The following is a 26225-nucleotide window of genomic DNA, read 5'->3' on the forward strand; positions in this document are numbered from 1 at the left end:
TTATACAGACCGGTAAAGAAGAAGCAGGCCTACCTTTAATGTTGAAAGACCTTCTATTATGAATATTTATAAGGATTACATCAAAGAGATTGAAGAAAGAAAAACCCAAGGGCTTCATCCAAAGCCAATTGATGGGGCTGAATTACTAAGTGAGATCATTTCACAAATAAAAGATTCAGGTAATGCCGACCGACCAGATTCTCTTAAGTTTTTTATTTACAACACACTACCTGGAACAACAAGTGCAGCAGGTGTAAAAGCAAAATTTTTAAAGGAAATCATTCTAGGGGAATCCGTAGTAGAAGAAATTTCCACTGCATATGCCTTTGAACTGTTATCTCACATGAAAGGTGGTCCTTCCATTGAAGTGTTGCTTGATCTTGCTTTAGGTAATGATCCTGCCATTGCTCAGGAAGCTGCAAATGTTCTTAAAACACAGGTGTTCCTTTACGAAGCAGACACTAACCGTCTTAAAGAAGCTTTCGAAAGTGGAAACGCAATCGCAAAAGAAATTCTTGAAAGCTACGCAAAAGCTGAATTCTTTACAAAATTACCTGAAGTTGCAGAAGAAATTAAAGTCGTTACATTTATCGCTGGTGAAGGGGATATCTCTACAGATTTACTTTCTCCGGGTAACCAGGCTCACTCAAGATCTGACCGTGAACTTCATGGTAAATGTATGATCACTCCTGAAGCTCAGGAAGAAATCAAAGCTTTACAGGCACAGCATCCTGATGCAAGCGTAATGCTTATTGCTGAAAAAGGAACAATGGGTGTAGGCTCATCAAGAATGTCTGGAGTAAACAACGTTGCTCTGTGGACAGGAAAACAGGCAAGCCCTTATGTACCATTCGTAAATATTGCTCCAATTGTAGGAGGAACAAATGGTATTTCTCCAATCTTCCTTACAACAGTAGATGTTACCGGAGGTATTGGTGTTGACCTTAAAAACTGGGTAAAGAAAGTTGACGAAAACGGAAACCCAATTCGTAACGAAAATGGAGACATCGTTCTTGAAGAAGCTTATTCAGTAGCTACAGGAACTGTTTTAACAATCAATACAAAAGAAAAGAAATTATATAACGGAGATCAGGAACTGATCGACCTTACCAAATCTTTCACTCCGCAAAAGATGGAGTTCATCAAAGCAGGAGGATCTTACGCTATCGTATTTGGTAAGAAATTACAGACATTCGCAGCTCAGCTTTTAGGAGTTGAAGCTCCTGTAGTTTTTGCTCCTTCAAAAGAAATTTCTCACGAAGGACAAGGACTTACAGCTGTAGAAAAGATTTTCAACAGAAATGCTGTTGGAACTACTCCAGGAAAAGTATTACACGCAGGTTCTGACGTTCGTGTACAGGTAAATATCGTTGGCTCTCAGGATACGACAGGTCTTATGACTTCTCAGGAGCTTGAATCTATGGCAGCAACTGTAATTTCTCCAATTGTTGATGGTGCTTACCAATCAGGATGTCACACCGCATCAGTTTGGGATAAAAAAGCTCAGGCTAACATTCCGAAACTAATGAAATTCATGAATGAGTTCGGTTTGATTACAGCCCGTGACCCGAAAGGTGAATACCACGCGATGACTGACGTTATCCACAAAGTTCTTAACGATATCACTGTAGACGAGTGGGCAATCATCATCGGAGGTGACTCTCACACGAGAATGTCTAAAGGAGTGGCTTTCGGAGCTGATTCAGGTACTGTTGCTCTTGCATTAGCTACTGGTGAAGCATCTATGCCAATTCCTGAATCTGTGAAAGTAACTTTCAAAGGAAATATGAAAGAACACATGGATTTCCGTGATGTGGTTCATGCGACACAGGCTCAGATGTTGAAGCAGTTTGGAGGAGAAAACGTATTCCAGGGTAGAATCATTGAGGTTCACATCGGAACACTTCCTGCTGACCAGGCATTTACATTTACAGACTGGACTGCTGAGATGAAAGCAAAAGCTTCTATCAACATTTCTGAAGATAATACTTTGATTGAATCACTGGAAATTGCAAAAGGCAGAATCCAGATCATGATTGACAAAGGAATGGATAACCACAATAAAGTTCTTCAGGGATTAATTGACAAAGCAAACAAGAGAATTGAAGAGATCAGATCAGGTGAAAAACCAGGTTTGACTCCGGATGCCAACGCTAAATATTATGCTGAAGTAGTTGTAGATCTTGATGTAATCGTTGAACCAATGATTGCTGACCCGGATGTAAACAACGACGATGTATCTAAAAGATATACTCACGATACCATCAGAGATCTTTCCTACTATGGAGGTGAGAAAAAGTAGATCTTGGTTTCGTAGGATCTTGTATGGTTCACAAAGGTGACCTTAAGATTGTTTCTCAAATGCTTAGAAATATTGAAAAACAACAAGGAAAAGTAGAATTTAGTGCTCCTCTTGTTGTTGCAGCTCCTACTTATAACATCATTGATGAATTAAAGGCAGAAGGTGACTGGGAATTATTAGAAAAATATTCAGCTTTTGAATTTGATGATAATGCTCCAAAAGGAGAAGCTCGTGTTGAATACAAAAACGTAATGTACCTAGAGCGTCCTGGATGTAACCTTTGTATGGGTAACCAGGAAAAAGCAGCGAAAGGAGACACTGTTTTAGCGACTTCTACCCGTCTTTTCCAGGGAAGAGTAGTGGAAGATTCTGAACGTAAGAAAGGTGAATCTCTATTGGCTTCAACTCCGGTTGTTGTTCTTTCTGCAATTATCGGAAGAATTCCTAGCATCGATGAGTATAAAGCGGCTGTTGAGGGTATTGACCTTACTACTTTTGTACCTTCTATCAAAGAATTGACAAGTACAAGCGCTCACTAAGAGATTAATAAATACGTCGTAAGACTGTTGAAATTTATAGAATTGGAAGATTTTGGTCCTTTAGGATTTAAAATCTTCCAATTTTTTGTTTAGAACGTTTCTATTTTAATATAGATACGTTTTTTTTTCGATAAAAGCCTGAAAATGAATTCTATTTTTTCTTAAATTGAAAGTTATAAAATCTATTGATTTTAGAATCCAAATTACCCCTATTAATGGATTATAGGAACGTTTTTTGATATATAAGAAAGTGATTTTTCTTTTTCAATATCAGAAAAAGAAGCATTAAAAGAAAAAGAACAAAATTAAAATACGATATGACTTTTGATATTGATATGATCAAAAAAGTGTATGAGCGTTACCCGGAAAGAATTGCTGCGGCAAGACAAGTTGTGGGAAAACCTCTTACCCTTTCAGAAAAAATTCTTTACACCCACCTTTGGGAAGGAAATGCTACACAAGCACATGAAAGAGGAAACTCTTATGTAGACTTCGCACCAGACAGAGTCGCTATGCAGGATGCCACTGCGCAGATGGCCCTTTTACAATTCATGCAGGCAGGAAAAGCTAAAGTAGCTGTTCCTTCTACTGCTCATGCAGATCACCTGATCCAGGCGAAAGTAGGTGCTGACAAAGATTTACAGGAAGGGATCAACAAAAACTCTGAGGTATTCAACTTCCTGAGTTCTGTATGTGATAAATATGGAATTGGGTTCTGGAAACCGGGAGCAGGTATCATTCACCAAGTTGTACTGGAAAATTATGCATTCCCTGGAGGAATGATGATTGGTACTGATTCTCACACGGTAAATGCAGGAGGACTGGGAATGGTAGCCATTGGCGTAGGAGGTGCCGATGCAGTAGATGTAATGGCAGGAATGGCCTGGGAGCTTAAAATGCCAAAACTTATCGGAGTAAAATTAACCGGTAAAATGAGCGGATGGACTTCTGCAAAAGATGTTATCTTAAAAGTAGCAGGAATTCTTACCGTAAAAGGAGGTACAGGATGCATCGTAGAATATTTCGGTGAAGGAGCTGAATCTCTTTCGGCAACAGGTAAAGGTACAATTTGTAACATGGGTGCTGAAATTGGGGCTACAACCTCTACTTTCGGATACGATGATTCTATGAGAAGATATCTGGCCGCTACAGGAAGACAGGACGTAGTAGATGCTGCTGATAAAATTGCTGAACATTTAACCGGTGATGCTGAAGTATATGCTAACCCTGAACAATATTTCGATCAGGTAATAGAAATCAACCTTTCTGAACTTACTCCTCACTTAAACGGACCTTTCACTCCGGACTTAGCAACTCCGGTTGCTGAATTCAGAGCTAAAGCTGAGGCTAACGGATGGCCTTTAGAAGTTGAATGGGCTCTTATCGGTTCTTGTACCAATTCTTCTTATGAAGATTTATCAAGAGCTGCTTCCATTGTAGAAGATGCAGTATCAAAAGGAGTAAAGCCTAAAGCAATCCTGGGAATTAACCCTGGTTCCGAGCAGGTGAAATTCACAGCAGAAAGAGACGGTTTCTTAAACTCTTTCAGAAAATTTGAAAATACACGAATCTTTACTAATGCTTGCGGGCCATGTATCGGACAGTGGGACAGAGAGGGAGCTGAAAAAGGAGAGAAAAACTCTATTATTCACTCTTTCAACAGAAACTTTGCCAAAAGAGCAGATGGTAACCCAAATACCCATGCATTTGTAGCTTCTCCTGAAATGGTAGCTGCTGTGGCTATCTCAGGAAGATTAGACTTTAACCCGATTACAGATACATTAACTAACGAAGCAGGCGAACAGGTAAAACTTGACGAGCCTAAAGGTTATGAACTTCCTTCAAAAGGATTCGCAGTAGATGATAACGGCTATCAGGCTCCATCTGAAGATGGTTCAAGCGTTGTTGTGAACGTAAGCCCTACTTCAGACAGACTTCAGTTATTAGAAGAATTCCCGGCTTGGGATGGTAAAAACATTGAAGGCGCTAAAGTATTGATAAAAGCTTTCGGAAAATGTACCACTGACCACATTTCTATGGCTGGACCATGGCTGAAATACAGAGGTCACTTAGACAATATTTCAAATAACATGTTGATTGGAGCAGTGAATGCTTACAACATGGAAACTAATAAAGTTAAAAATGAATTAACGGGTGAATACGGTGAAGTTCCGGCTGTACAAAGAGCTTACAAAGCAGCAGGCGTTCCAACCATCGTTGTAGGAGACCAAAACTACGGTGAAGGTTCTTCAAGAGAGCATGCTGCTATGGAGCCTAGACACCTTGGCGTAAAAGCTGTATTGGTAAAATCATTTGCGAGAATCCATGAAACCAACCTTAAAAAACAAGGGATGCTTGGAATCACTTTCGCTAATGAGGCTGATTATGATAAAATCAAGGAAGATGACACGGTTAATTTCTTAGATCTTGACCAGTTTGCCCCAGGAAAACAGCTGACTTTAGAATTCGTTCATGCCGACGGAACTAAAGACATTGTTATGGCAAACCACACTTACAATGATCAGCAAATTGATTGGTTTAAAGCTGGTTCTGCCCTGAATCTAATCAAACAACAGGAAAAATAAGATTAATTGTTAGATTAATCAATATAAAGGCGGCTTCACTAGAAGTCGTCTTTTTATTTTAACTGTACTTTAAATATTCAATAGAATCGGATTTTAGCCCGTTTCATTTTTATTCAGTGTACTAATTGGGAGCCAAAATTTATAACCCGCTTGATAAAACTTAATGAATACATCAAACCTTATAGGTTTTAGAAACCTATAAGGTTTGATTTTATCTAAAATAACAATGAAAGATTTATAAATAAACACATTATTCTTTACCCAAAACTCAAAATCTGAATTCAATTCTGGCAAATAAGAACCTTCCTCCTATACCGTACTGGGAAACCTGTCTGGAATATACAAACTGGTTATCCGCAGTTAATGAACTTATATTTGGACTTTTGGAAGGCAGAATATTCAAAATATTATTACTTCCGATCGTTGCTGAAATATTTTTATTAAAATCATATCCTACAGATAAATCTGTCACGAAGCGGTTATTAAGGACGAAGTGCTCTGTACTTCCTGTTATTCCGTCAAAATTAGCATCCAGAACATCTGCATCAGTCACTTTACCAAAGAAAGAATTACGCAGTACGAAAGTAAATCCGGAAACTCTTAAAGCATTGGATAAAGTAGCTTTTACACGGGGAACGGCTTCTTCGAAATACACTCTATTCGGTTCTGAGAAATAGTTATCAATCTGGCTTACCAATTTAGGAGAAGCATGAATATCTCCGATTCTTTTGGTCTGATTAAAGTTGATTCCCAGATTATTCTCCAAGGAAACTACTGATGAGATTTTTGAATTCTGAGAAATCGTAATATCCAACCCTTTTGTCTGGGAGTCCACCGCATTGGCAAAAAAGTTGGCAGCGCTGGCTCTTGCGAGATCAAAAGCATCCTGAAGAACTGCCTGATCCGAACCTGGCGTAAAATTACCATTAGGACGGAAAAAAAGATCAGTCAATACGACTCTGTCTTTAATTTTTATTAAATAGGCATCCGCTGTGAAAGTAAGGCTTAATGAGGGTATTTTCCATGTAATTCCTGTGCTGTAGGATTGTGAAGTTTCCTGTTTTAATTTCGGAATACCCAATGCCTGTGCTGCTTCAGAATTATTCCTGAAAGTACCTACCTGTGTAGTTTTTCCCTGTTGAATAAGTGTAGAAGTAGAACTATAATAGATTTGCGCTAAAGAAGGTGCTCTAAATCCGGTAGAAACAGCACCTCTCCAGTTTAGATTGGGAGCCAGTTTTACATTGGTTGCCAGTTTATAGTTGAATGTAGACCCGAAGTCTGAATAGTTCTCATATCGTAAAGCTCCCTCTAACAGCCATCCGTCAGTAACTTCCAGCTCTGCATCAGCATAAGCAGCAATACTGTTTCTGTTTCCAGAAACTGCATTTTCCGGACTAAATCCTGGGAAAACCTGTGCTCCGGCAGGTCTTGTATTTCCGAAGAAATCGGTTACTTTTTCATTTTCAGGGGTTTTGGCAGTTACCACGCGTCCATAAATATCATAAGAAGCATAAGAATTTTCTTTTCCTGCATTCACTTTATAATTTTCGTGTCGGTATTCTGCTCCGAAAGCAATATTCAATCCTTTCAGGACATCATATTTTTTGGAGAAGTCCAGATTGACAGTATTTTGTGAAAACTCAGATCCTCCTGCATCAAAAGTTCGTGGAGAACTATCTGTAAGTGATGCATTAAAAGTATTTACAACTCCAAAACCAAAGGTGTTTTTCCCGAATGTATTGCTGAAGTCTACATTCCAGCCATTCCATTTTCCTTTAATTCCGGCAGCAAGAGAATAATCATTCACAGCGGCTTCAATCTGAGGAAGATATCCATTGGGAGTAACTGCATTGATGTTTCTCTCTGTATTCGGAAGACGGTAAAATCCTCCGGCATTTCCAAGGCGGTAACTATAACCACCAAATGAGTAAACTTTCCAATCATCATTCACAGGAATTTCAGAATTGAAAAAGAGCTGCCCCGACTGTAATTTAGACTGTCCTGCTCTCAGGCTGAAATCTTTTCTTTCCAGTCCTCTGTAATTAAGTTCCTGGGACGTAAAATCTTTACCTAATATTTTTTGAAGGTCAGAAATACTGTTGGCCCCTGAGATCTGAGACTGAAAATCAGTTCCAAAATACCCCACCTTAGTAGCATATTGTTTTACTGTATTAATAATCTGCTGGGTATTGGATGTATTTGTAATATTTTTATATAAACCATCAATATTAACTCCATCCTGCAATGCTCTGTAATTAATGGCATTATAAGCATTGTAAATATCTCCTTCTCTCACTCCGGCTCTGGAATAAGGATCACGGTATTGCGCAGAACCTGTCACGTTAATAAATCCGGATTTTCCTATTTTCGCTCCATAATTAAGATCTACAGAAATGGTCTGTCCATCTACTCCTCCTGAAAAATTATTGGCAACAGGCGAAGCATATCCTCCCAGAAACACCTGTCCGGAAAGTCCTAATCTTTTTTTCAACCCCAGGTTAACGACACCTGCAATAGCATCGGAGCCATACTGAGCGGAAGCACCATCTCTTAAAACTTCGATTTTTTCTAAAGCAAAGGCTGGAATAGCATTAAGGTCAGTTCCTACAGATCCTCTTCCCGGAGTAAGCGTAACATTGATCAATGAAGACTGATATCGTCTTTTCCCATTAAGCAAAACTAAAACCTGATCAGGACCTAATCCTCTTAAAAGAGCAGGATCTACAAAATCAGTCCCATCATTGACGGTGTGTGAAGTAGATGAAAATGAAGGAACAATGTAATTTAAAGCCTGACTAATATTGTTCGTGGGACTTTGTTTTAAAATTTTTGATATATTAATGATATCGACCGGAACGGGTGTATCTGTTAATGATCTTCCGGAACCTCTTGATCCAAGGATGACTACATCATCTATTTTTTTAGATTGTACAGTGTCCGTCTGGGCGTAATAAAATGTAGAGATAAGCGCGAAAGAAGGAATAAATATTTTTGTTTTGAAATTATGCATGTTGATTGTTGTTTACTTTTTGTTGTTAAAAATTGTTTTTTGAGCAATACAAATCCTGTAGCCTTAATTGTAAGGTTACCTTTGATGATGGGAATGTTTGTATTATTTTTTAGAAATAGAAAGTGCTAGCAACAACACATGCGCATGTAGAAATGGCATGAAAACATATCAGAATAATGAAGATTCACTTCATGATCTGAGGAATAAAAAATAACTGATGTAAGGTGATTTCCCTTGTCTTTAAACATTTGGTTTTAACTTTAAAACAAAAATTCAAGATGGGTAATGATAGAATGATAAACATTTTTTCCGGAAGATCCGGCTTATCGATTGCAGCACCTTGCTTGTTTTTGCAGGTTGCTATCCCATCTAGAGATTCTTGATAATTACCTGGCAAAGATATAATTATTTCGGAAATAAAAAAATTTTAGCTTAATTTTTCGATTTTCACAATTTTAGCGTAACAAATTACCTTTTTCAGCGTCTAACCGGATATCAGTAAAAAACATTATGAAAAAAACGATTTTCGCATTATCCTTATTAAGCTCAGTCTTCATTTTCTCGCAGGAAAAAAATAACAAGCCTCAGGAAAAGCAAATTGAAGGAGTAGTTATTACGAAAACTAAAAAAGCCGTTGAACAAAAAGCAGACCGTACTATTTTTGACTTTTCTGAACAACCTCAGCTAAATAACGGGAATGTTCTGGAAGGAATTAAAAAACTTCCGGGGCTTGTATCTACGGACATTGCAGGGATGATGTACCAGGGAAAAATGCTGGAAGTATACCTGAACGGAAGACCTCTTAACATCACCTCCAATGAGTTGAATTCTTTCCTTGAAGGAATGCCCGCTAACTCTGTGGAAAGAATTGAGATAATCACACAGCCCGGTGCCGAATTTCCTGCCACTTCGGGAGGGGCAATTATGAATATCATCACCAACAAAAACGCTAATAAATATTTAACAGCTACTTATTCCGGGAATTATTCTTTTACGAATTACGATAAATTCAGAAACAGAACGACCAATTCCGTTAATTTAAATGCAAGAAATAAATATTTTGGATGGCAGCTGAATGTGGGGCAAAATTATCGTGAAAGCATGCTGAATGGCCAACAGGATGAACTTTTAACAAGTCATACCGACAGATATGGGCGTGGATATTTTGCAAAATCAGGATTGACTTTTGATTTGGGGCAGGACAGATTATTATTAAACTACGACATTTATCACAATAATAATGACAATTATACTTTAAGTAACGGTCATGGAAATTTACCTTTTGAGAATGACCCGAATAATTTAGTAGAAGCTTTTTACACGTCCTCAGATGTGGCTCACACCAATAATTTGAGACAAGAAGCCGTTGTAACCTATCAGAAACGTTTTGCTGAAAAATCACAGAAACTGGACTTCCAGTTTGGTTATACAAGATCCGACAGTAAGTTTTCTCAGGACAACTTCTTCCAGGTGGGTAATTTTGCAGTAGAACCCTATCTGCCCATCAATAGTATACAGAATGGCTTAAAAGATCTTCTGAACAATAAATCTGTAATGAATATAGCCAACTTCAAAGTAGATTATTCCCAACCTATAAAACTTCTTGATGGCGGGAAAGTGAGCTTTGGAGGTTTGTATGAAAAACAGGACTATGATACTGAAAGTTTTGGCGTAACCAATCTTGAATATCAGAGACAGACAGCTTCTACTTATTTGGAGTTTCAGGCAAAATTGAAAAAGTTTGACTTCACTTTGGGATCCCGTGCTGAAAATTATGATATTTCCGGGGTAACAAGATATTTTGATAAGGATGCGAAACTGGTAGAAGCTAATTTGATTCCTTTCAATAAGTTTAAACTTTTCCCGAACGCGAGTGTACAGTATAACATGATGAACCAGGTTTATATTGCTGCGAATTACAACAGAAAAATCAGTTTACCAAGTATTTCTGCTTTGAACCCGAATAACGTGACGTTTTCAGGACCAAGTACGGAAGTAATGGTAACCCGAATCTACAGCCTACTATTTTTGATAACTATGAATTGAAAATTTCGGCTTTTGATTATGCATTTATCGGATATAGCGTAAGCTCGGCAAGCAATCAGGTAGCCCAGATCATTCGAAAAGACGGAAGAAAACTCTACAACGAGCAGGTGAATATTTCGAATATGAAAATTCACAACTTCAACGTGGGATTACCGGTTCCTTTTATGATTTTCAGCAAGCCTTTGAGCGAAATCATGAAGTTTGATTTCAATCCTGACAAAATTAACTTCATGTACTTATATGCTGGTTATCAAAAACATGAAATTGACAATCTGAATAATAAAGGATTCTGGATTTTCAATATTATGACTCAGATTCTTTTGCCTAAAGACATCAAAATGACAGCCAATTACAGTTATCTGACTCCAAAGGCAGGATATTTCTACTTCACCGCAGAGAAACCATTTAACAACTCTCTGGATATTACACTGACAAAGAAGTTTATGAACAACCGTCTGACGCTTTCTGTTTTTGCGAATGATATTTTCAACGGACAGATGATGCAGGTACGTTCTAATCCACCATCAGGAAGTCCGGTAATGATCAGCAGTAAATATGATACAAGAAATTTCGGATTTTCTATCAATTATAAAATTCCGACAAAAAATAAACTGGCAAAAGAGGATCCAAATATCCTTAACCAGACTAAAAAAGAGGACAATGGCGGTGTAATGCAGCAGGCGCAATAGTTCTTACGGTAAAATACAAGAGGCAGTAATCATTTTTACTGCCTCTTTCTATTGATATTAAAATGGTGCTATTTGTGATATCAGTGTTTATATCAAAAATCTATTGTTTGAAATCTCCAGCTCAGGGTATCTACCAATGTGAGTTGATTAACAATCACCGGAAGATCTGTGATAATTTTTAATGCCTGAAGAGCCATCATGCTTCCTATCATTCCGGGAAGAGCTCCCAAGACGCCAAGGCTGTCACAATCCGGTACATCCTCATCGAATGGCGGTTCAGGAAAAATATCCCGTAAGTTTTTGCTTCCATTATGATTAAATACAGCAACTTGTCCTGAAAAGCCTAAGATACTTCCGTAAACCAACGTTTTATGCAGTTTTATGCAGGTATCATTCACCATATATCTCGTAGAAAAATTGTCTGAGCCGTCAACAATAATATCATACTGAGAAAGGATTTCTTCAATATTTTCTTCATTGATTTTCTCTTCAATTCCTATCAAGTTAACCTGATGATTGAGTTCTTTTACAAATGTTTCTGCGCTCTTCACTTTGGATAATCCTACTCTGTTTTCAGTATGAATGACCTGACGGTTCAGATTATGAAGTTCAACCTCATCAAAATCTGCAACGCCTAAAGTTCCTACTCCTGATGCAGCCAGATATTGGATAACAGGACTTCCCAAACCTCCTGCCCCAATGACAAGAACTTTGGAAGACCTTATTTTCTTTTGACCTTCCATTCCTATTTCTTCAATAAATATCTGTCGGCTGTACCGTGAAAAATGATCTTCTTTCATAATTATCATTGAACCATTAAGGTTTTTTAAGTTTTTAAGGAAAGTTAAGATGAGCTTCGCTTTAAAAAGGTGCTATCTTAAAAATCTTCGATTTTTCTTAATTCAACTTCACTTCTTCAAAATCCTTAATGGTTTAAAAGTTTAAAATCCACTATAAACGGAATCCCAGTCTTTCATTACAGGATCATAGCCTGCTTTTTTGATCATGATTTTAATTTCATCCATACTTCTCTCGTCACTGGTTTCAAATTGTTCCAGAGATTCCTTATCCACCGCATACCCTCCGGGGTTTGTTTTTGAACCTGCACTCATGGCCGTTGCTCCCAGAGAGACAATATTATTTCTGAACACTTCATTTTCTCTTGTAGAAATGGAGATTTCAAGATCTTCATTCCAGATTCTGTAGGCACAGATCAATTGAAGAAGGTCTTTATCTTCCATAATAAAATTGGGTTCAATGATTCCTTCGGCAGGTCTGAGTCTTGGAAAGGAAACAGAAAACTTACTTTTCCAGTACTGTTTCTGAAGATAATCGATGTGTAATGCATTGAAAAAACTGTCAACTCTCCAATCTTCAAGGCCAAGGAGAACTCCCAGCCCGATTTTATGAATTCCCGCTCTGCCTATTCTGTCCGGTGTTTCCAGGCGGAAGTGGAAGTTTGATTTTTTACCTTTCGGATGGTATTCTCTGTACACATCCTGATGGTAGGTTTCCTGATATACCAAAACGGAATGCACGCCTTCTTCATGGAGCAGTTTATATTCTTCTTCCATCAATGGCTGAACTTCAATGGAAATATTGGAAAAGTGAGGTTTCAACTTACGAACAGCATTCTGAAAATAAGGAACACCTACTATTTTATTGGCTTCACCGCTTACCAGCAATACATGATTCACTCCCATAGATTTTAGTACTGATGCTTCAATCATCAGTTCCATATCGGAAAGGGTTTTCCGTTTTAGGTTATTGTCAAGGCTGAATCCGCAATAGGTACAGATATTCTGACATTCATTACTGAGGTACAGCGGCGCATACAGCTGAATGGTTTTTCCAAATCGTTTTTGAGTAAGCATTTGAGTCATACTTGCCATCAGTTCCAGTTCATGAGAAGCAGCTGGTGATAAAAGATTCAGGAAATCGTCAAGAGTTTTATTTTTTTTTTGAAGACTGTATCTTACATCGGCCAGACTTACTTTTTCAAGCTTATTCTTTACCTCATCCCAGTGGTAGTTTTCAAAAACATCTTTAAAGCTTTTCATGAGTCTGATTTATTCAAATAAAAACGAAGTAAGCGGGCTTGAAGCTTCAGCATGGTTGCCAATAGCACCTAATCCTGATTCAAAAGCTCTTCTTCCGGCAATCACGCCTTCTTTAAAAGCTAAAGCCATATTCAGTGGATTTCCGGCAATAGCAATAGCAGTATTCACTAAAACGGCATCTGCTCCCATTTCCATTGCTTTTGCAGCATCTGATGGTGCCCCGATTCCGGCATCTACCACTACAGGGACATTACTCTGACTGATGATTATTTCCAGAAAGTCCTGTGTTCTTAATCCTTTATTAGTTCCAATAGGTGCTCCCAAAGGCATTACCACTGCTGTTCCGGCATCTTCAAGACGTTTGCACAGAACAGGATCGGCATGAATGTAAGGCATTACAATAAATCCTAATTTGGCTAATTCTTCAGTGGCATATAAGGTTTCAATAGGATCCGGCAGCAAATATTTCGGGTCCGGATGAATTTCCAGCTTTACCCAGTTGGTTTCCAGTGCTTCTCTTGCTAACTGTGCAGCCAATACAGCTTCTTTAGCCGTTCTTGCTCCTGAAGTATTGGGCAGAAGATGAACATGGGTTTGGTTTAATGAATCAAGCAGATCATCTTCACCGGATTGGGCGTCAATTCTTTTGAGAGCCATGGTCACCATATTGGTTTCTGAAGCGATGACAGATTGTACCATATCACTCATACTTCCAAATTTTCCTGTTCCTAAGAACAATCTTGATTCAAAAGTTCTTCCTGCTATTTCTAATTTCTGATTGTTCATATCATTACTTTTTTTAGTTCATTAATAATAGTCGGCTGCTTTGTAATGAGGCCGGATACAGCAACACCATAAATTCCGATCTCCTGTAACGGCAAAATATCTTCAAGAGTAACGCTTCCTATAGCAAATATTTTAGGGATTCCTATTGATTCCTCTCTTAATCCATTAATAATATCCTGATAACCTTCAAACCCAAGAACAGGACTCAATTTCTCTTTGGTTGTGGTAAATCTCAACGGCCCTAAACCTATATAGTCACAAGATTCTTTGATTCTCAGGAGGACATCTGAAAGGGTATTTGCAGTTCCGCCAATAATCTTATTTTTACCTAAAATCAGTCTTGCTTCTTCGATAGCACTGTCATTTAATCCTAAATGTACTCCGTCAGCATCTATTTCTTTGGCTATTTGTACATGATCATTGATGATACAAACCGCCTGATATTCTGAACAAAGTTGTTTTGAAATTTCACAAAGGCTGATTAATTCATTTTCAGGGGCATTTTTCCACCGAACCTGTACCCATTTAATCCCATTATCTAAGGCTTTTCGGATACAAAGCTCCTGCTCCTGCCGGGTATTTCCCTGTGATATGTATTGTAATTTTTCCATGTTTTCTATGAATGCGTTCCCAACAAAGAGGGATTGCTTGTTAAAAATTTTTCGATGTATAGTTTTCCATTTCGGCAGGCTGTTTCCATACTTTCACCTTTGGCAAGTTCTGCTGTAATGGCTGATGATAAAACACAGCCGGAACCATGTTTAGGAAAATAGGTTACACTATTTTCGTTTGGAACTAAAAGAGTTTCTTTTCCGTTTTCAACTAAAATATCCGTTCCTAAATGATCTTCCCGATGTCCTCCTTTAATCAGCAATGAGCACTGATTCGCATTTGGCAAAAGATTATTTTCCTTTAAAACACTGTATTCATTATAGTTAGGTGTTATCAAACTGAGTTTATCAACAACCTTTTTTAATTGAGAAAGAGTTTTAATATCAAAAAATGGGAATTCAGAAGTGCTTTTCAGAACGGGATCCCAAACGATTTTTACGTCAGCATTTCCCTTTTGAGCCGATTCTACAATCTTACCCAGAAATTCAGCATCTTTCACTATTCCAATTTTCATGGCTGAAACGGGATACCTTCCCATCATCACCTGAATGGCTTCAGTTACTTCGTCTATAGGACGCCATTCTAAACTCAGACATTTTGAAGCAGTTTGCAATGTTAATGCTGTACATACTCCAAGCCCCATTACTTTTGATTGTTCAAAGGTTTTACTATCTGATAATAAGCCTGCACCGCCACTGGGATCGAAGCCTGCGACGCTTATGACATAAGGACGTTCCTGCATTTCTTAAATACGTTTAAGGGTTCTTCACTTTCCCAGATAGCACCCAATAGTGCTGCTCCATCTGCTTCTGACTCGAAAACTTCATGAATATTATTCTGATCAATTCCTCCAAGAACAATCAATTTGACATCCGGATTGTTCCGATGTTTTATTTCTTCCTTAATAGTAGAATCCAATCCGTATCCTTTTTTGGAGATACTTGGAAAGAATGGGCTTATGAAAGCATATTCCCATTCTTTGTCCAAAGTATTGTATGTTTTGATATCGTGTAAAGAGGTTGAAATGATATTTTCTTTCGCAAAAGATTTATATACTTCTTCCTTTCTATCGATCTCCCTGAAATGAAACCTTGAAATAGTAAAATCCTTCCCAAGATCGTAATGCGTATGAAATACCAGCTGTGAGTGAAAACTTTCATCAATTTTACTGATGAATTCAATCATTTCATTCCGGCTGATCCACGGTTTACGGACGTGAAGCAGATCAAGACCTTCCTGAAACATCTGGTTAATCGTATCAGTTTCGTTCGGAACAATCAATTCAGGAGTGATGACTAGGATCATATATAAATTTCTTTCCCTTTTTCGATGAATTCCTGTGATTTATCCAGCATTCCCTGTTCTGCAGATTCACGAATTTCCTGAGTAATTTTCATGGAACAGAATTTGGGTCCGCACATGGAACAGAAATGGGCAATTTTTGCTCCTTCTGCAGGAAGTGTTTCATCATGATAAGCTCTTGCGGTTTCAGGATCTAACGAAAGGTTGAACTGATCTTCCCATCTGAATTCAAATCTTGCTTTACTCAATGCATTGTCTCTGTATTGTGCTCCGGGGTGGCCTTTTGCTAAGTCCGCTGCATGAGCGGCCAGCTTATAGGTAATTACTCCTACTTTTACATCATCTTTATTGGGAAGGCCTAAATGTTCCTTCGGCGTTACGTAGCAAAGCATGGCACAGCCAAACCATCCGATCATTGCTGCCCCGATTCCGGAAGTAATGTGATCATAACCTGGTGCAATATCTGTAGTTAAAGGACCTAAGGTATAGAAAGGAGCTTCATGGCATTCTTCCAGCTGCTTTTCCATATTTTCTTTGATCATATGCATCGGAACGTGTCCGGGCCCTTCAATCATTACCTGTACATTGTGTTTCCATGCAATTTTTGTCAGTTCACCTAAAGTTTCCAGTTCTGCAAACTGAGCGGCATCATTGGCATCTGCAATAGATCCGGGACGAAGACCGTCTCCCAGTGAGAAAGCTACATCGTACTTCTTCATGATTTCACAAATCTCTTCAAAATGAGTATACAGGAAACTTTCTTTATGATGGAATAAACACCATTTTGCCATGATGGATCCTCCTCTGGAAACAATTCCGGTGACTCTTTTCGCTGTTAAATGAATGTATCTTAGTAAAACTCCTGCGTGAATAGTGAAATAGGAAACTCCCTGTTCTGCCTGTTCAATCAGCGTATCTCTGAAAATCTCCCATGTAAGGTCTTCCGGAACTCCTTTTACTTTTTCCAATGCCTGATAGATAGGAACGGTACCAATCGGAACCGGGCTGTTTCTGATGATCCATTCTCGTGTTTCGTGAATATTTTTCCCGGTTGAAAGATCCATAATGGTATCTCCTCCCCATCGGCATGCCCATACCGCTTTTTCTACTTCTTCCTCAATACTGGATGAAACAGCACTGTTTCCGATATTGGCATTAATTTTCACAAGGAAATTTCTTCCAATGATCATCGGCTCACTTTCCGGGTGGTTGATGTTATTGGGAATAATCGCTCTCCCAGCTGCAATTTCGTCTCTTACAAATTCCGGAGTGATCTTGCTTTTTGGAGTATTGGCACCAAAACTATGTCCGGGATGTTGAAAAGCCATTTCTTTAGACACAGAATCAAGTTGCTCTATTCTTTGATTTTCCCGGATTGCCACATATTCCATTTCCGGAGTAATGATTCCCTGCTTTGCATAGTAAAGCTGGGTAACTTCTTTTCCTTCCTGTGCCACTTTAGGTTTATGATCATAAGAGAACCTCAATTCGTCAAGACGAGGATCTGCCAAACGTGCTTTTCCGTATTCAGAAGTAATTCCGTCCAGGATATTTACATCATTTCTGTCCAGAATCCATTGTTCTCTGATTCTTGGAAGCCCTTTCTGAATATCAATGACTGCATTTTCATCGGTATAAGGACCTGAGGTGTCGTAAATAGTAACCGGAGCATTATGTTCAAAGCCGCCATTGTTAAGTTTGGTGGGGCTAAGCTGTATTTCACGCATTGCTACATTGATAGGGTGTAATGTTCCTTCAACATAGATTTTCTTTGAGTTCGGAAATGGCGAACATGTAATGGAGTGAGCCATAAGTATTGGTATTAAATATGAGAATTAACCGCCCTGAGTGGCAGTAATGATTAAAACTGAATCGTTGTTGTTAAGGATGGTTTCTGCCCAGACTGACAGAGGAATAATGCGATTGTTGACAGCTACTGCAATACCTTTCTTTTTTCCAGGTAGTTCAATAGCCAGTAATGCTTCCAGGTTTTCAGGAAGTACATCAAATGTTTTTCGGGTGTGGTTGATTATAAGTTCCATTCCTAATATTTTAAATATACTTTAGGAATGGCCATTATTGCACAATAGAATGTACAGCAAAAGTCATCTACTTTTCCCTACGCTGGTATGATCCAGATCAGGTTCAAAGGGTAAAGTCTCAGTCTGTTGGTAACAGACACCCCTAAAGTTTGGGACGAAGTTAGACATTTTTTTAGAATGGGCAAAATCTGAATTTCTTAAAAATAAAATTCCGGCGCTCTACGAGCGCCGGAATTCATTGAAATGATTATTAAAAACTCTGTTAATAATTACTTTTTAATTACTTTAATATTTTGCTGAGTTCCGTCTTTCATCTCTAAAACAAGAATATAAAGACCTTCTGAGAGATCATGTAACCTTAATGTTGATTCAGGATTAGTAATTGTTTTTATCAGCTTGCCCGAAACATCTATTAGCTTAGCCGTTTTCACTAGTTCAGGCTTATTGATATTAATAATTTCTGAGAAAGGGTTTGGATGGGCTTTTACTGTTTCTTTAGCCGCAGTTTCTGAAGTATTTAAACAACCCGCAGCATCTACAGTAGCTGTTACCTGTTGACGAGATGATTCACCACAACCAGTAGTAAAACTTAAGTTATAAAAATAGAAGTAATAGGCAGGATAGCTTGTGAAAGTAGTTCCGGTAATAACCAGTTCCGGTGTAGAATATGGAAAGGTTGCTCCCACTGAATTTCTAAATAAACCTGCACTTCCAGATCTTCTCATTGAGTAGGTACCTGCAGGCAAATATGTATTCAGTGTTACTATTTGAGGAGTTGCATTACCAGCTCCAGTTGTTACAAATGGTGTTATACTCATTAGCACTCCTGCTCCATTCAATATTTCAATTGTACCGGATTGGTTAGCTGTTCCTGAAAATACATCAACAGTTTTTAATAATAAAGGAGTATTGACTGTAAATAATAAGTCCCAGGCTGTATTGGTATTAGAGCTTGTTCCTAAGCTAGCTGGTGTAGTAGGTCCAACATTTTTTACTGTCCCAACATTTGAAGCGGCTGCCCAGTAGTTTGTTGTACTGGCAAGAGGTGCTGTTGTGTATGTATTCCCAGTTCCAACAAGATTACCGCCAGTGGCTGCATCATACCAATTTACATAAGCCCCTGCTTCTGTAGTTGCAGATAAAGTTGCACTACCGCTAGGACAAACTGTTGCTCCATTTGTTGTTAATATTACAGGCGGTTGGCAAGGCGTTAAAATATATGAATATGCCGGAGTCCATTCACTGAAATTTCCTGCTCCACAATTGGATCTTACCCAAACATAATACATAGTTGCCGGAGCTAATGAATTAATTGTTATTGATGTACCGGAAATATTAGTGTGTGTTGGAGTTGTAGTGCTTATTGGTGCAGTGTTGGAAGTACTATAATATACATCATAATTACTTGGTGTAGGCATAGGAGCTGCCCAGTTAGCTGTAATAGAGTTTGTTGTGGAAGAGTTTGTTGTGAAGGTTGGAGCAAAACAGGCAGGGGGCGTCCATGTATAAGTAAATCCCGCTGGTGGCATACCGGAAGCAGCACCTGCTGTTGTACTAGTATATTGAGTACTTGTATTATCAGTTCCTGGGGTAGAGCTCGTAAACGCTAACGTACTTGCATTTAATCTGTTATTATAATCTAAGTTTGATGCACCACGAAGCCCAATCTGAGCGCTTCCGGAAACATTAGTAGAGCCAATAGCAAAGGCTCCGCTATTGTATACCATATCAATAGTATTACTTGTCTCTTTCAATCTAATTTGAAAAGAAAATGTATAGGCAGAAGTGGAAGAAGTACTGTATGCCGGTCTAAAGTTTGTCCATTGAATAACTACTTCCCTGTTAGGAGCAGTTCCTAAAACATCAGTACGGATATCTCCTGTTACCCCACCCAAATTAGCAATTGTATTTAAACTTTTCCCAAATGCCGAGATTGTTCCACTATAAGTCTCTGCAGATGATACAGGAGTAGAATTCGCTGTCCCTGGAGCGGTTGTTCCAAAAGTAATATAGCCATTAGAGGAAACTTTAATACTTGAGTAGACAGTACCATTATAATTAAAATTAAAAGGTAATGTAACATCATAAGGTGTTACCTGATATAAACTTGCAGCTCCTGAGTTTGCTGTTGCTGTACCTAAAACTGTACCCCCACTAAGAGCTGTAAAAGTTCCTGTAGACTGTGCAAACGAATATGCTTTTGCCTGTGCATTCACCAATGAATATACCCCTGATAAAAACAAAAAGCAAATTGACGAAGCTTTTAAGCTCCTTTTTAGGGAATGTCTAATTTTTTTAAAATTGTAATTATTCTTCATAGAATAAAGATTGTTTTCAAATATAACAATTTTCAACAATATTCAAAAAAAACAACACTTTTACAAACAATAAAATAAATTTAAAAGCAAAATAAAATATTTTATTCTTAAAAACCACACAAAAATTGAAAATAATACAATACAAAAGACTTAATTAAAAAAAATTTATTTATTCTTTACAATTTGTCTACCAACAAAATTCATATTGACATCAATAAACAATAAAAAATAGGCTGTCCGAAAAGTTTGGACAGCCTATTTTTTAATTTTTTTAACTCAATATTATTTTTTAATGGTTTTTACATGAGTAATACCTCTATCTTTCATTATCAAATTAAAAATACACAATTCCTATAAGAAGCATATTGAAAATAACAATTAGGCCCTTAAACCCTATATAAAACTATGATAAAATAGGAAATTCCATGAGATTTTATATGATTAAGAGTAAGTTCTACAGAAGAAGCCTCCATCGTTCCTATTACATGAGTAAATTAATAGCAATAATATAAAAAAGTAATATCTTTATTTTTCTCATTATTCTTCACAAGCTCTCCATATTGCATCATTCTGCGGAACAGGAGCTATGATTTCAATGTTTTCTTTGGTTACCGGATGAATAAATTCCAGTTTTCTTGCATGAAGATTGATTCCTCCATCAGGATTGGAGCGTGGTGCTCCGTATTTCAGATCTCCTTTGATCGGAACTCCCGTTTTGGATAGCTGGGCTCTGATCTGATGGTGCCTTCCGGTTTCAAGATCAATTTCAAGAAGAAGATAATTATCCAGAGTTTTGATCACATTATAAATCAAAATCGCTTCTTTTGCTCCTTCTGTAGCTTTCGGAAAAACAATCGCTTTATTGTTCTTTTCGTTTTTCTTTAAATAATGAACCAGCCTTTGGCTTTGCGGAATCATTTCTTTCCCGACAACTGCCCAATACGTTTTTTTCACTTCACGGTTTTTCACCATCTGAGTAAGACGTGAAAGTGCTTTGGACGTTTTTGCATAGATCACCAGCCCGGATGTGGGGCGGTCTATACGATGAACCAAGCCGAGAAAAACATTTCCCGGCTTAGCATCTCTTATTTTTATAAAATTCTTGATAGATTCTAATAGTGATTCATCTCCGGTTTTATCACCCTGTACAAGCTGACCCACCTTTTTATTAATCACCAGAAGATGGTTGTCTTCATATATAATCTGCTCCTTCATACTTTTTCAGTCTATCTTCTTCTATTGGATAATGACAGTATAATCCCTGCCAGAAGACCTACGGTTTTAACAGCTGAAAGCTTTGAGCCTTCTGGTATGAATGCTCCTAATACACAGATTGCAGCAGCAGCATACATAGCATACACAAAGTTCTTATTGGTAAGCAACGGAGCCTGAATGAAAAAACTAGCCCCTATCAGCACATAGAAAACTTTTCTAGAAAGTAAATGATTAACTTCCGGAGAGAACAGATTAAACCACCCTACAGCAAGACAAATTAATGCGGCGATAGATAATATTCCCTGGATAGATTGTTGATTCTGCATGGATTAATAGCTTTCGTTTTCATTTGGAAACTCAACGCTTTTCACATCTTTTACATATTGAGCAACAGCTCCGGTAATTTCTGTGTAAAGGTCAAGGTATCTTCTTAAGAATTTCGGGCTGAAACCTTTGTTCATTCCCACCATATCATGATACACCAAAACCTGTCCGTCACAATGTGCACCGGCACCGATTCCAATGGTAGGAATAGAAATACTTTCAGTCACCTTCTTTGCTAAATCTGCCGGAATTTTTTCCAAAACGATTGAAAAACATCCTAATTCTTCCAAAAGCTGTGCATCAGCGATCAGTTTTTCAGCTTCTGCTTCTTCTTTAGCTCTTACTTTATACGTTCCGAATTTATAAATAGACTGTGGTGTTAATCCCAAATGTCCCATTACCGGAATTCCGGCATTGATGATTTTTTTGATAGACTTGGAAATTTCTTTTCCACCTTCAATTTTTACAGCATGTGCCCCACCTTCCTTCATCATTCTTACCGCAGACTCCAGTGCTTTTTCAGGATTACTCTGATAAGTTCCGAAAGGTAAATCTGCTACCACCAAAGCTCTGTCGGTTCCTCTTACCACACTTTGAGCGTGATAGATCATTTGATCCAGCGTAATAGGCAATGTGGTTTCAAAACCAGCCATTACATTTGCTGCAGAGTCTCCAATCAAAATAGCATCTACTCCACCTGCATCTACCATTTTGCTGTGGTAAAATCATAGGCTGTAAGCATGGTTATTTTCTCCTTGTCGAATTTCATTTTACGCAAGGTTTCAGTCGTAACTTTTTTAATTTCAGAGTGAACAGACATAATTTATCTATTTTTAAAAGTTAAAAAGTCGGCCTTGAGCCGACTTAAGTTTTTGTATGATTTATAAAACTACGTGACCGAGTTTCATGAGTTTGTCGTGATTTAAGATCTTGATATTTCTTCCGTCTACTTCAATCAGACTATCCTGTTTGAATTCCGAAATCAGACGGATAGCACTTTCTGTAGCGGTACCGATAATATTGGCAATTTCTTCTCTCGTTAATGAGATCTTGATAAAACCTTCAGGATCTACCCCCAGCTTCTGTTCCAAAAGCAACAGAATTTCAGCCAGTCTTTCTCTTACCGTTTTCTGAGCAAGGAAAGTAATGGTATTGGAAGATTCTCCTAATTCGTATGAAATTTTCTGAAGCATTACGAAAGACAGCTGTGGATCTACTTCCAAAAGATACATAAAGATATCTGCTGGTAAGAACACACATTCAATATCTGTCATTGCTTCTGCTTTGGCCTGGAAATTTTCCCCGCAAAGCAAAGAACGATAGCCGATGATATCCCCTTCTTTGATAAATCTTAAAATTTGATCTTTCCCGAACGCTCCTGATTTCGAAAGTTTGGCAGCTCCTTTTTCCAGAACAAACACTCCTTTTGGAGTTTCACCATCCTCGAAGATGGTATCGTGTTTTTGAAAACTCAGTTTCTTTTTGCCATTAATGTATTTTTCAAAATCTGCGCTAGAAAGTCTTTCTTTAAATGATTTATCATTAAAAACTCTGGCGAACCTCTCTTCAATTGCTATCTGTTGTTCCTGCGGCATTTTATATGATATTTATCACAAAAATAGAACTTTTTAACACGATAAACAAAAAAAATTGTTATAATTTTGTAGTTCAATATTTTATGGGGTGAGCGAGAACTGTTTTCATTGTGGTCAAGGGATAGAAAAAGAGAGAATTTTATTTAACGAAAAGACTTTCTGCTGTAATGGATGTAAGTCTGTTTACGAGATTCTAAATTTAAATCATTTAGGCAATTTTTATGAGCTTAATAAAGGAGCGGGAATTCGTCCGAATGATGAAAATTCTACTCAATTTGACTACTTAGACACACCGGAAATTTTTGATAAAGTCACTGATTTCTCTGAAGGAAACACCAGTCTTGTTACATTCAAAATCCCTGTAATTCACTGTTCTTCGTGTATCTGGCTATTGGAAAGTCTTCACACATTAAACCCGCACATTAAATATTCGCAGGTTAACTTCACAAGAAAGACCTTACAGATTTCATTCAATCATAACGATCTGAAATTAAGCGAACTTGCTAAGTTTTTAACCAACCTAGGATACAAACCGGTGATCAGCCTTGAAACCGCTGACAAAAATGAAGATCATCTTGACAAATCTTTATTGGTAAAATTTGCTATTGCTGCTTTTGCATTTGGTAATGGAATGTTCCTTGCCTTTCCTGAATATATTGGAGGAGAAGATTATTGGATGGAGCATTACAGAGGCTTATTCAGAACTTTAATATTCCTTCTGGCAACACCCGTTGTATTCTACTCAGCTTCAGACTATTATAAATCAGCATGGTACGGTTTAAAAAATAAGATTGTCAACATTGATGTTCCGATTGTCTTAGGAATTTTTGTACTATACGGAAGAAGTATCTACGAAGTGGTAACGGATTATGGCCCGGGATATTTTGATACCCTTTGCGGACTTTTATTCTTTATGCTCCTCGGCAAAATTTTCCAGAAAAGAACATACAATGCTCTTTCCTATGACAGAGATTATAAATCTTTCTATCCGATTGCTGTAACGAAAGTAGATTTTGAAGGAAAACAAGATAACATTCTTCTTTCAGAGGTAAAAGTAGGAGACCGAATTCTGGTGAGAAACCAGGAAATCATTCCGGTAGATGCTATCCTGATCAACGGAGAAGGAAATATCGACAACAGTTTCATCACGGGAGAAAGTGAAAGTATCAGCAAACAACCTGGAGATAAAATTTTCGCAGGAGGAAAACAGGTAGGGTCTTCTTTAGAACTTGAAGTAATTAAAAATGTAGATCAAAGTTATTTAACCCAGCTTTGGAATAAGGAAGCATTTAAAAAACACGAAACAGGCCTTGACACTCTGACAAACAATGTCAGTAAATATTTCACATTCATTATTTTAGGTATCGCTTTAGTTGCCGGAACGTATTGGTATTTTATTGATTTAAAAATTATGTTCCAGGTTATTTCAGCCATTCTGATCATTGCGTGTCCTTGTGCACTTGCGTTATCCGCACCGTTCACTTTCGGTCACATTATGAGGATTTTAGGCCGAAATAAGTTCTATGTAAAAGATACTTTAACGATTGAAAAAATAGCGAAGCTTGATACCATTGTTTTTGATAAAACAGGAACTATTACCCACAGAAAAAAATCAAATATCAAATACGAAGGATCTGAGATCAACGAATTTGATTCTCTGAATATTAAAACCTTATTAAAAAACTCCAACCACCCGCTTTCAAAATCATTATATGAATTCTTTGAAGTCAATGATGATTATTTCCCGGTAGAAAATTTCGTTGAAATTTCCGGAAAAGGATATGAAGCCAGTGTAAGAGGAACTCTTTATAAAATTGGTTCTGCCCGTTATAATAACCAGGAGCCTAAAAACCTTGAAACAGCAGTTTATATCAGCAAAAATGGAGAATATTTAGGAAAATTCATTTTCAAAAATGAATACCGTCCGAAGCTGAAAGAACTTTTCACTAAACTTACTAACTACAAAATATTTATCCTGAGCGGAGATAATTCCTCAGAAGAAAACCAGCTTAAAGAGCTTATTCCTAACTACAAAGGAATGGCCTTTAACCAGAGCCCGGAAGATAAACTGAACTATATTAAAAGCCTTCAGGATCAGCACATGAAAGTAGCCATGCTTGGAGACGGTCTTAATGATGCAGGAGCTTTAAAACAAAGCAATGTAGGAATTGCAATTGCTGATGACACAAACAGTTTCACACCCTCTTCTGATGTGATTATGAATGGAGATAAAGTGGTTACCCTTGACAATTACCTGAACGTTTGTAAAGGCTCTATTACCATTGTGAAAATGACATTTATAATCAGTTTTCTGTACAATATTGTTGGTTTAAGTTACGCTGTTACAGGGCATATGCATCCGCTCTTCGCTGCAATCATCATGCCAATCAGTTCCATCACGGTGGTTACCTTTACGACACTTTCAACCTGGATATTAGGTCGGAAACATTTCAAAAAACAGGCGTAGAAGCCCTTATTTAGACTGATTTTAAATTAGCTGAAATCGGCATTTCGTGATGAATGTCATTATTTTTCACTAAATTTGAACCCCGAAAATAGGTTAATTTTGTTGTCCAATGGATATTCTATATTTAATGATCCTCTGCAGTGTTTCTTTAGCTGCGATTTTCTTGGTCGTATTTATAGTGTATGCCCGAAAAGGACAGTTTGAGGATGATGAATCTCCTGCTGTCAGAATCCTTTTCGATGATGAAAAAGTCAAAGAAAATGATGAACCAGGCAACAAAGATAAAGACGAGAAAGAAATAGGAGAAAATAATAAAAATTGAGAAAAATA

The 26225-nt window shown here is 37.7% G+C and carries 16 protein-coding genes, 3 pseudogenes and 2 riboswitches; of the genes and pseudogenes, 5 read left to right on the forward strand and 14 right to left on the reverse strand.

Features of this window, described 5'->3' with window-relative positions:
- Positions 1-58 precede the first annotated feature (58 nt).
- Positions 59-2841 (forward strand): annotated as a pseudogene (locus tag BOQ62_RS14985) (bifunctional aconitate hydratase 2/2-methylisocitrate dehydratase).
- Positions 2842-3158: 317 nt separating this feature from the next.
- A complete protein-coding gene (locus BOQ62_RS14990; RefSeq protein ID WP_129040739.1) occupies positions 3159-5426 on the forward strand; it encodes an aconitate hydratase in 2268 nt (755 codons plus the stop codon).
- A gap of 268 nt (positions 5427-5694) precedes the next feature.
- Here the strand turns inward: BOQ62_RS14990 and BOQ62_RS14995 are convergent, their stop codons facing one another.
- Positions 5695-8439, reverse strand: a complete 2745-nt coding sequence (locus BOQ62_RS14995) for a TonB-dependent receptor plug domain-containing protein (protein ID WP_129040741.1) — start codon at positions 8437-8439, stop codon at positions 5695-5697.
- Positions 8440-8732: 293 nt separating this feature from the next.
- A riboswitch (SAM-I-IV-variant riboswitch) is annotated at positions 8733-8830 on the reverse strand.
- 119 nt (positions 8831-8949) lie between these two features.
- On the opposite strand from BOQ62_RS14995, the pseudogene BOQ62_RS15000 reads away from it, so the two are divergent.
- Positions 8950-11174, forward strand: a pseudogene (locus BOQ62_RS15000) (outer membrane beta-barrel protein).
- A gap of 92 nt (positions 11175-11266) precedes the next feature.
- Here the strand turns inward: BOQ62_RS15000 and BOQ62_RS15005 are convergent.
- The 13 genes and pseudogenes from BOQ62_RS15005 to BOQ62_RS15065 all read right to left on the reverse strand — a co-directional run bounded on the left by BOQ62_RS15005 (position 11267) and on the right by BOQ62_RS15065 (position 23428).
- Positions 11267-11983, reverse strand: a complete 717-nt coding sequence (locus BOQ62_RS15005; RefSeq protein WP_164976761.1) for a HesA/MoeB/ThiF family protein — start codon at positions 11981-11983, stop codon at positions 11267-11269.
- A gap of 132 nt (positions 11984-12115) precedes the next feature.
- A complete protein-coding gene (gene thiH, locus BOQ62_RS15010; RefSeq protein ID WP_129040743.1) occupies positions 12116-13234 on the reverse strand; it encodes a 2-iminoacetate synthase ThiH in 1119 nt (372 codons plus the stop codon).
- A 9-nt stretch (positions 13235-13243) separates the two neighbouring features.
- Positions 13244-14020 (reverse strand): thiazole synthase, encoded by a 777-nt coding sequence (locus BOQ62_RS15015; protein WP_129040745.1) that lies wholly within the window; start codon positions 14018-14020, stop codon positions 13244-13246.
- Positions 14017-14631 (reverse strand): thiamine phosphate synthase, encoded by a 615-nt coding sequence (locus tag BOQ62_RS15020; RefSeq protein ID WP_129040747.1) that lies wholly within the window; start codon positions 14629-14631, stop codon positions 14017-14019. The genes BOQ62_RS15015 and BOQ62_RS15020 overlap by 4 nt, the downstream gene beginning before the upstream one ends.
- A 5-nt stretch (positions 14632-14636) precedes the next feature.
- Positions 14637-15374 (reverse strand): hydroxymethylpyrimidine/phosphomethylpyrimidine kinase, encoded by a 738-nt coding sequence (locus BOQ62_RS15025; protein ID WP_129040749.1) that lies wholly within the window; start codon positions 15372-15374, stop codon positions 14637-14639.
- Complete coding sequence (locus BOQ62_RS15030) at positions 15350-15937, reverse strand: thiamine phosphate synthase (RefSeq protein ID WP_129040751.1); 588 nt, start codon at positions 15935-15937, stop codon at positions 15350-15352. Before BOQ62_RS15030 ends, BOQ62_RS15025 begins: the two co-directional genes overlap by 25 nt.
- Positions 15934-17745 (reverse strand): phosphomethylpyrimidine synthase ThiC, encoded by a 1812-nt coding sequence (gene thiC / locus BOQ62_RS15035; RefSeq protein ID WP_129040753.1) that lies wholly within the window; start codon positions 17743-17745, stop codon positions 15934-15936. Before thiC ends, BOQ62_RS15030 begins: the two co-directional genes overlap by 4 nt.
- A gap of 24 nt (positions 17746-17769) precedes the next feature.
- Positions 17770-17976, reverse strand: a complete 207-nt coding sequence (gene thiS, locus BOQ62_RS15040; RefSeq protein ID WP_129040755.1) for a sulfur carrier protein ThiS — start codon at positions 17974-17976, stop codon at positions 17770-17772.
- 57 nt (positions 17977-18033) lie between these two features.
- Positions 18034-18130: riboswitch (TPP riboswitch) on the reverse strand.
- 115 nt (positions 18131-18245) lie between these two features.
- Positions 18246-20219: a T9SS type A sorting domain-containing protein gene (locus BOQ62_RS15045; RefSeq protein ID WP_164976762.1), complete on the reverse strand. Its 1974-nt coding sequence runs from the start codon at positions 20217-20219 to the stop codon at positions 18246-18248.
- A 612-nt stretch (positions 20220-20831) separates the two neighbouring features.
- Entirely contained in the window at positions 20832-21509 is a 678-nt protein-coding gene (locus BOQ62_RS15050) for an RluA family pseudouridine synthase (protein ID WP_129040759.1), read from the reverse strand.
- Between the two features lie 11 nt (positions 21510-21520).
- A complete protein-coding gene (locus tag BOQ62_RS15055) occupies positions 21521-21835 on the reverse strand; it encodes a hypothetical protein (RefSeq protein WP_129040761.1) in 315 nt (104 codons plus the stop codon).
- 3 nt (positions 21836-21838) lie between these two features.
- Positions 21839-22653 (reverse strand): annotated as a pseudogene (gene panB / locus BOQ62_RS15060) (3-methyl-2-oxobutanoate hydroxymethyltransferase).
- 61 nt (positions 22654-22714) lie between these two features.
- Positions 22715-23428 (reverse strand): Crp/Fnr family transcriptional regulator, encoded by a 714-nt coding sequence (locus tag BOQ62_RS15065; protein WP_034692595.1) that lies wholly within the window; start codon positions 23426-23428, stop codon positions 22715-22717.
- Between the two features lie 88 nt (positions 23429-23516).
- Between BOQ62_RS15065 and BOQ62_RS15070 the strand changes: the two genes are divergently transcribed.
- On the forward strand, positions 23517-25895 hold the full coding sequence (locus BOQ62_RS15070) for a heavy metal translocating P-type ATPase (protein ID WP_129040763.1): 2379 nt from the start codon (positions 23517-23519) through the stop codon (positions 25893-25895).
- 109 nt (positions 25896-26004) lie between these two features.
- A complete protein-coding gene (gene ccoS, locus BOQ62_RS15075; RefSeq protein WP_047424690.1) occupies positions 26005-26217 on the forward strand; it encodes a cbb3-type cytochrome oxidase assembly protein CcoS in 213 nt (70 codons plus the stop codon).
- Positions 26218-26225: the final 8 nt, after the last annotated feature.

Source organism: Chryseobacterium sp. CH21 (genome assembly GCF_004119445.1).
Lineage (GTDB): Bacteria > Bacteroidota > Bacteroidia > Flavobacteriales > Weeksellaceae > Chryseobacterium.

Bases quoted from the DNA above. Each gene is read 5' to 3' on its own strand.
- BOQ62_RS15030 (WP_129040751.1), bottom strand. From the start codon at position 15,937: ATGATCCTAGTCATCACTCCTGAATTGATTGTTCCGAACGAAACTGAT.
- BOQ62_RS15065 (WP_034692595.1), bottom strand. From the start codon at position 23,428: ATGCCGCAGGAACAACAGATAGCAATTGAAGAGAGGTTCGCCAGAGTT.
- ccoS (WP_047424690.1), top strand. From the start codon at position 26,005: ATGGATATTCTATATTTAATGATCCTCTGCAGTGTTTCTTTAGCTGCG.
- BOQ62_RS14990 (WP_129040739.1), top strand. From the start codon at position 3,159: ATGACTTTTGATATTGATATGATCAAAAAAGTGTATGAGCGTTACCCG.
- BOQ62_RS15025 (WP_129040749.1), bottom strand. From the start codon at position 15,374: ATGCAGGAACGTCCTTATGTCATAAGCGTCGCAGGCTTCGATCCCAGT.
- BOQ62_RS15005 (WP_164976761.1), bottom strand. From the start codon at position 11,983: ATGATAATTATGAAAGAAGATCATTTTTCACGGTACAGCCGACAGATA.
- thiC (WP_129040753.1), bottom strand. From the start codon at position 17,745: ATGGCTCACTCCATTACATGTTCGCCATTTCCGAACTCAAAGAAAATC.
- BOQ62_RS15055 (WP_129040761.1), bottom strand. From the start codon at position 21,835: ATGCAGAATCAACAATCTATCCAGGGAATATTATCTATCGCCGCATTA.
- thiH (WP_129040743.1), bottom strand. From the start codon at position 13,234: ATGAAAAGCTTTAAAGATGTTTTTGAAAACTACCACTGGGATGAGGTA.
- BOQ62_RS15020 (WP_129040747.1), bottom strand. From the start codon at position 14,631: ATGGAAAAATTACAATACATATCACAGGGAAATACCCGGCAGGAGCAG.
- BOQ62_RS15015 (WP_129040745.1), bottom strand. From the start codon at position 14,020: ATGAACAATCAGAAATTAGAAATAGCAGGAAGAACTTTTGAATCAAGA.
- BOQ62_RS14995 (WP_129040741.1), bottom strand. From the start codon at position 8,439: ATGCATAATTTCAAAACAAAAATATTTATTCCTTCTTTCGCGCTTATC.
- BOQ62_RS15050 (WP_129040759.1), bottom strand. From the start codon at position 21,509: ATGAAGGAGCAGATTATATATGAAGACAACCATCTTCTGGTGATTAAT.
- thiS (WP_129040755.1), bottom strand. From the start codon at position 17,976: ATGGAACTTATAATCAACCACACCCGAAAAACATTTGATGTACTTCCT.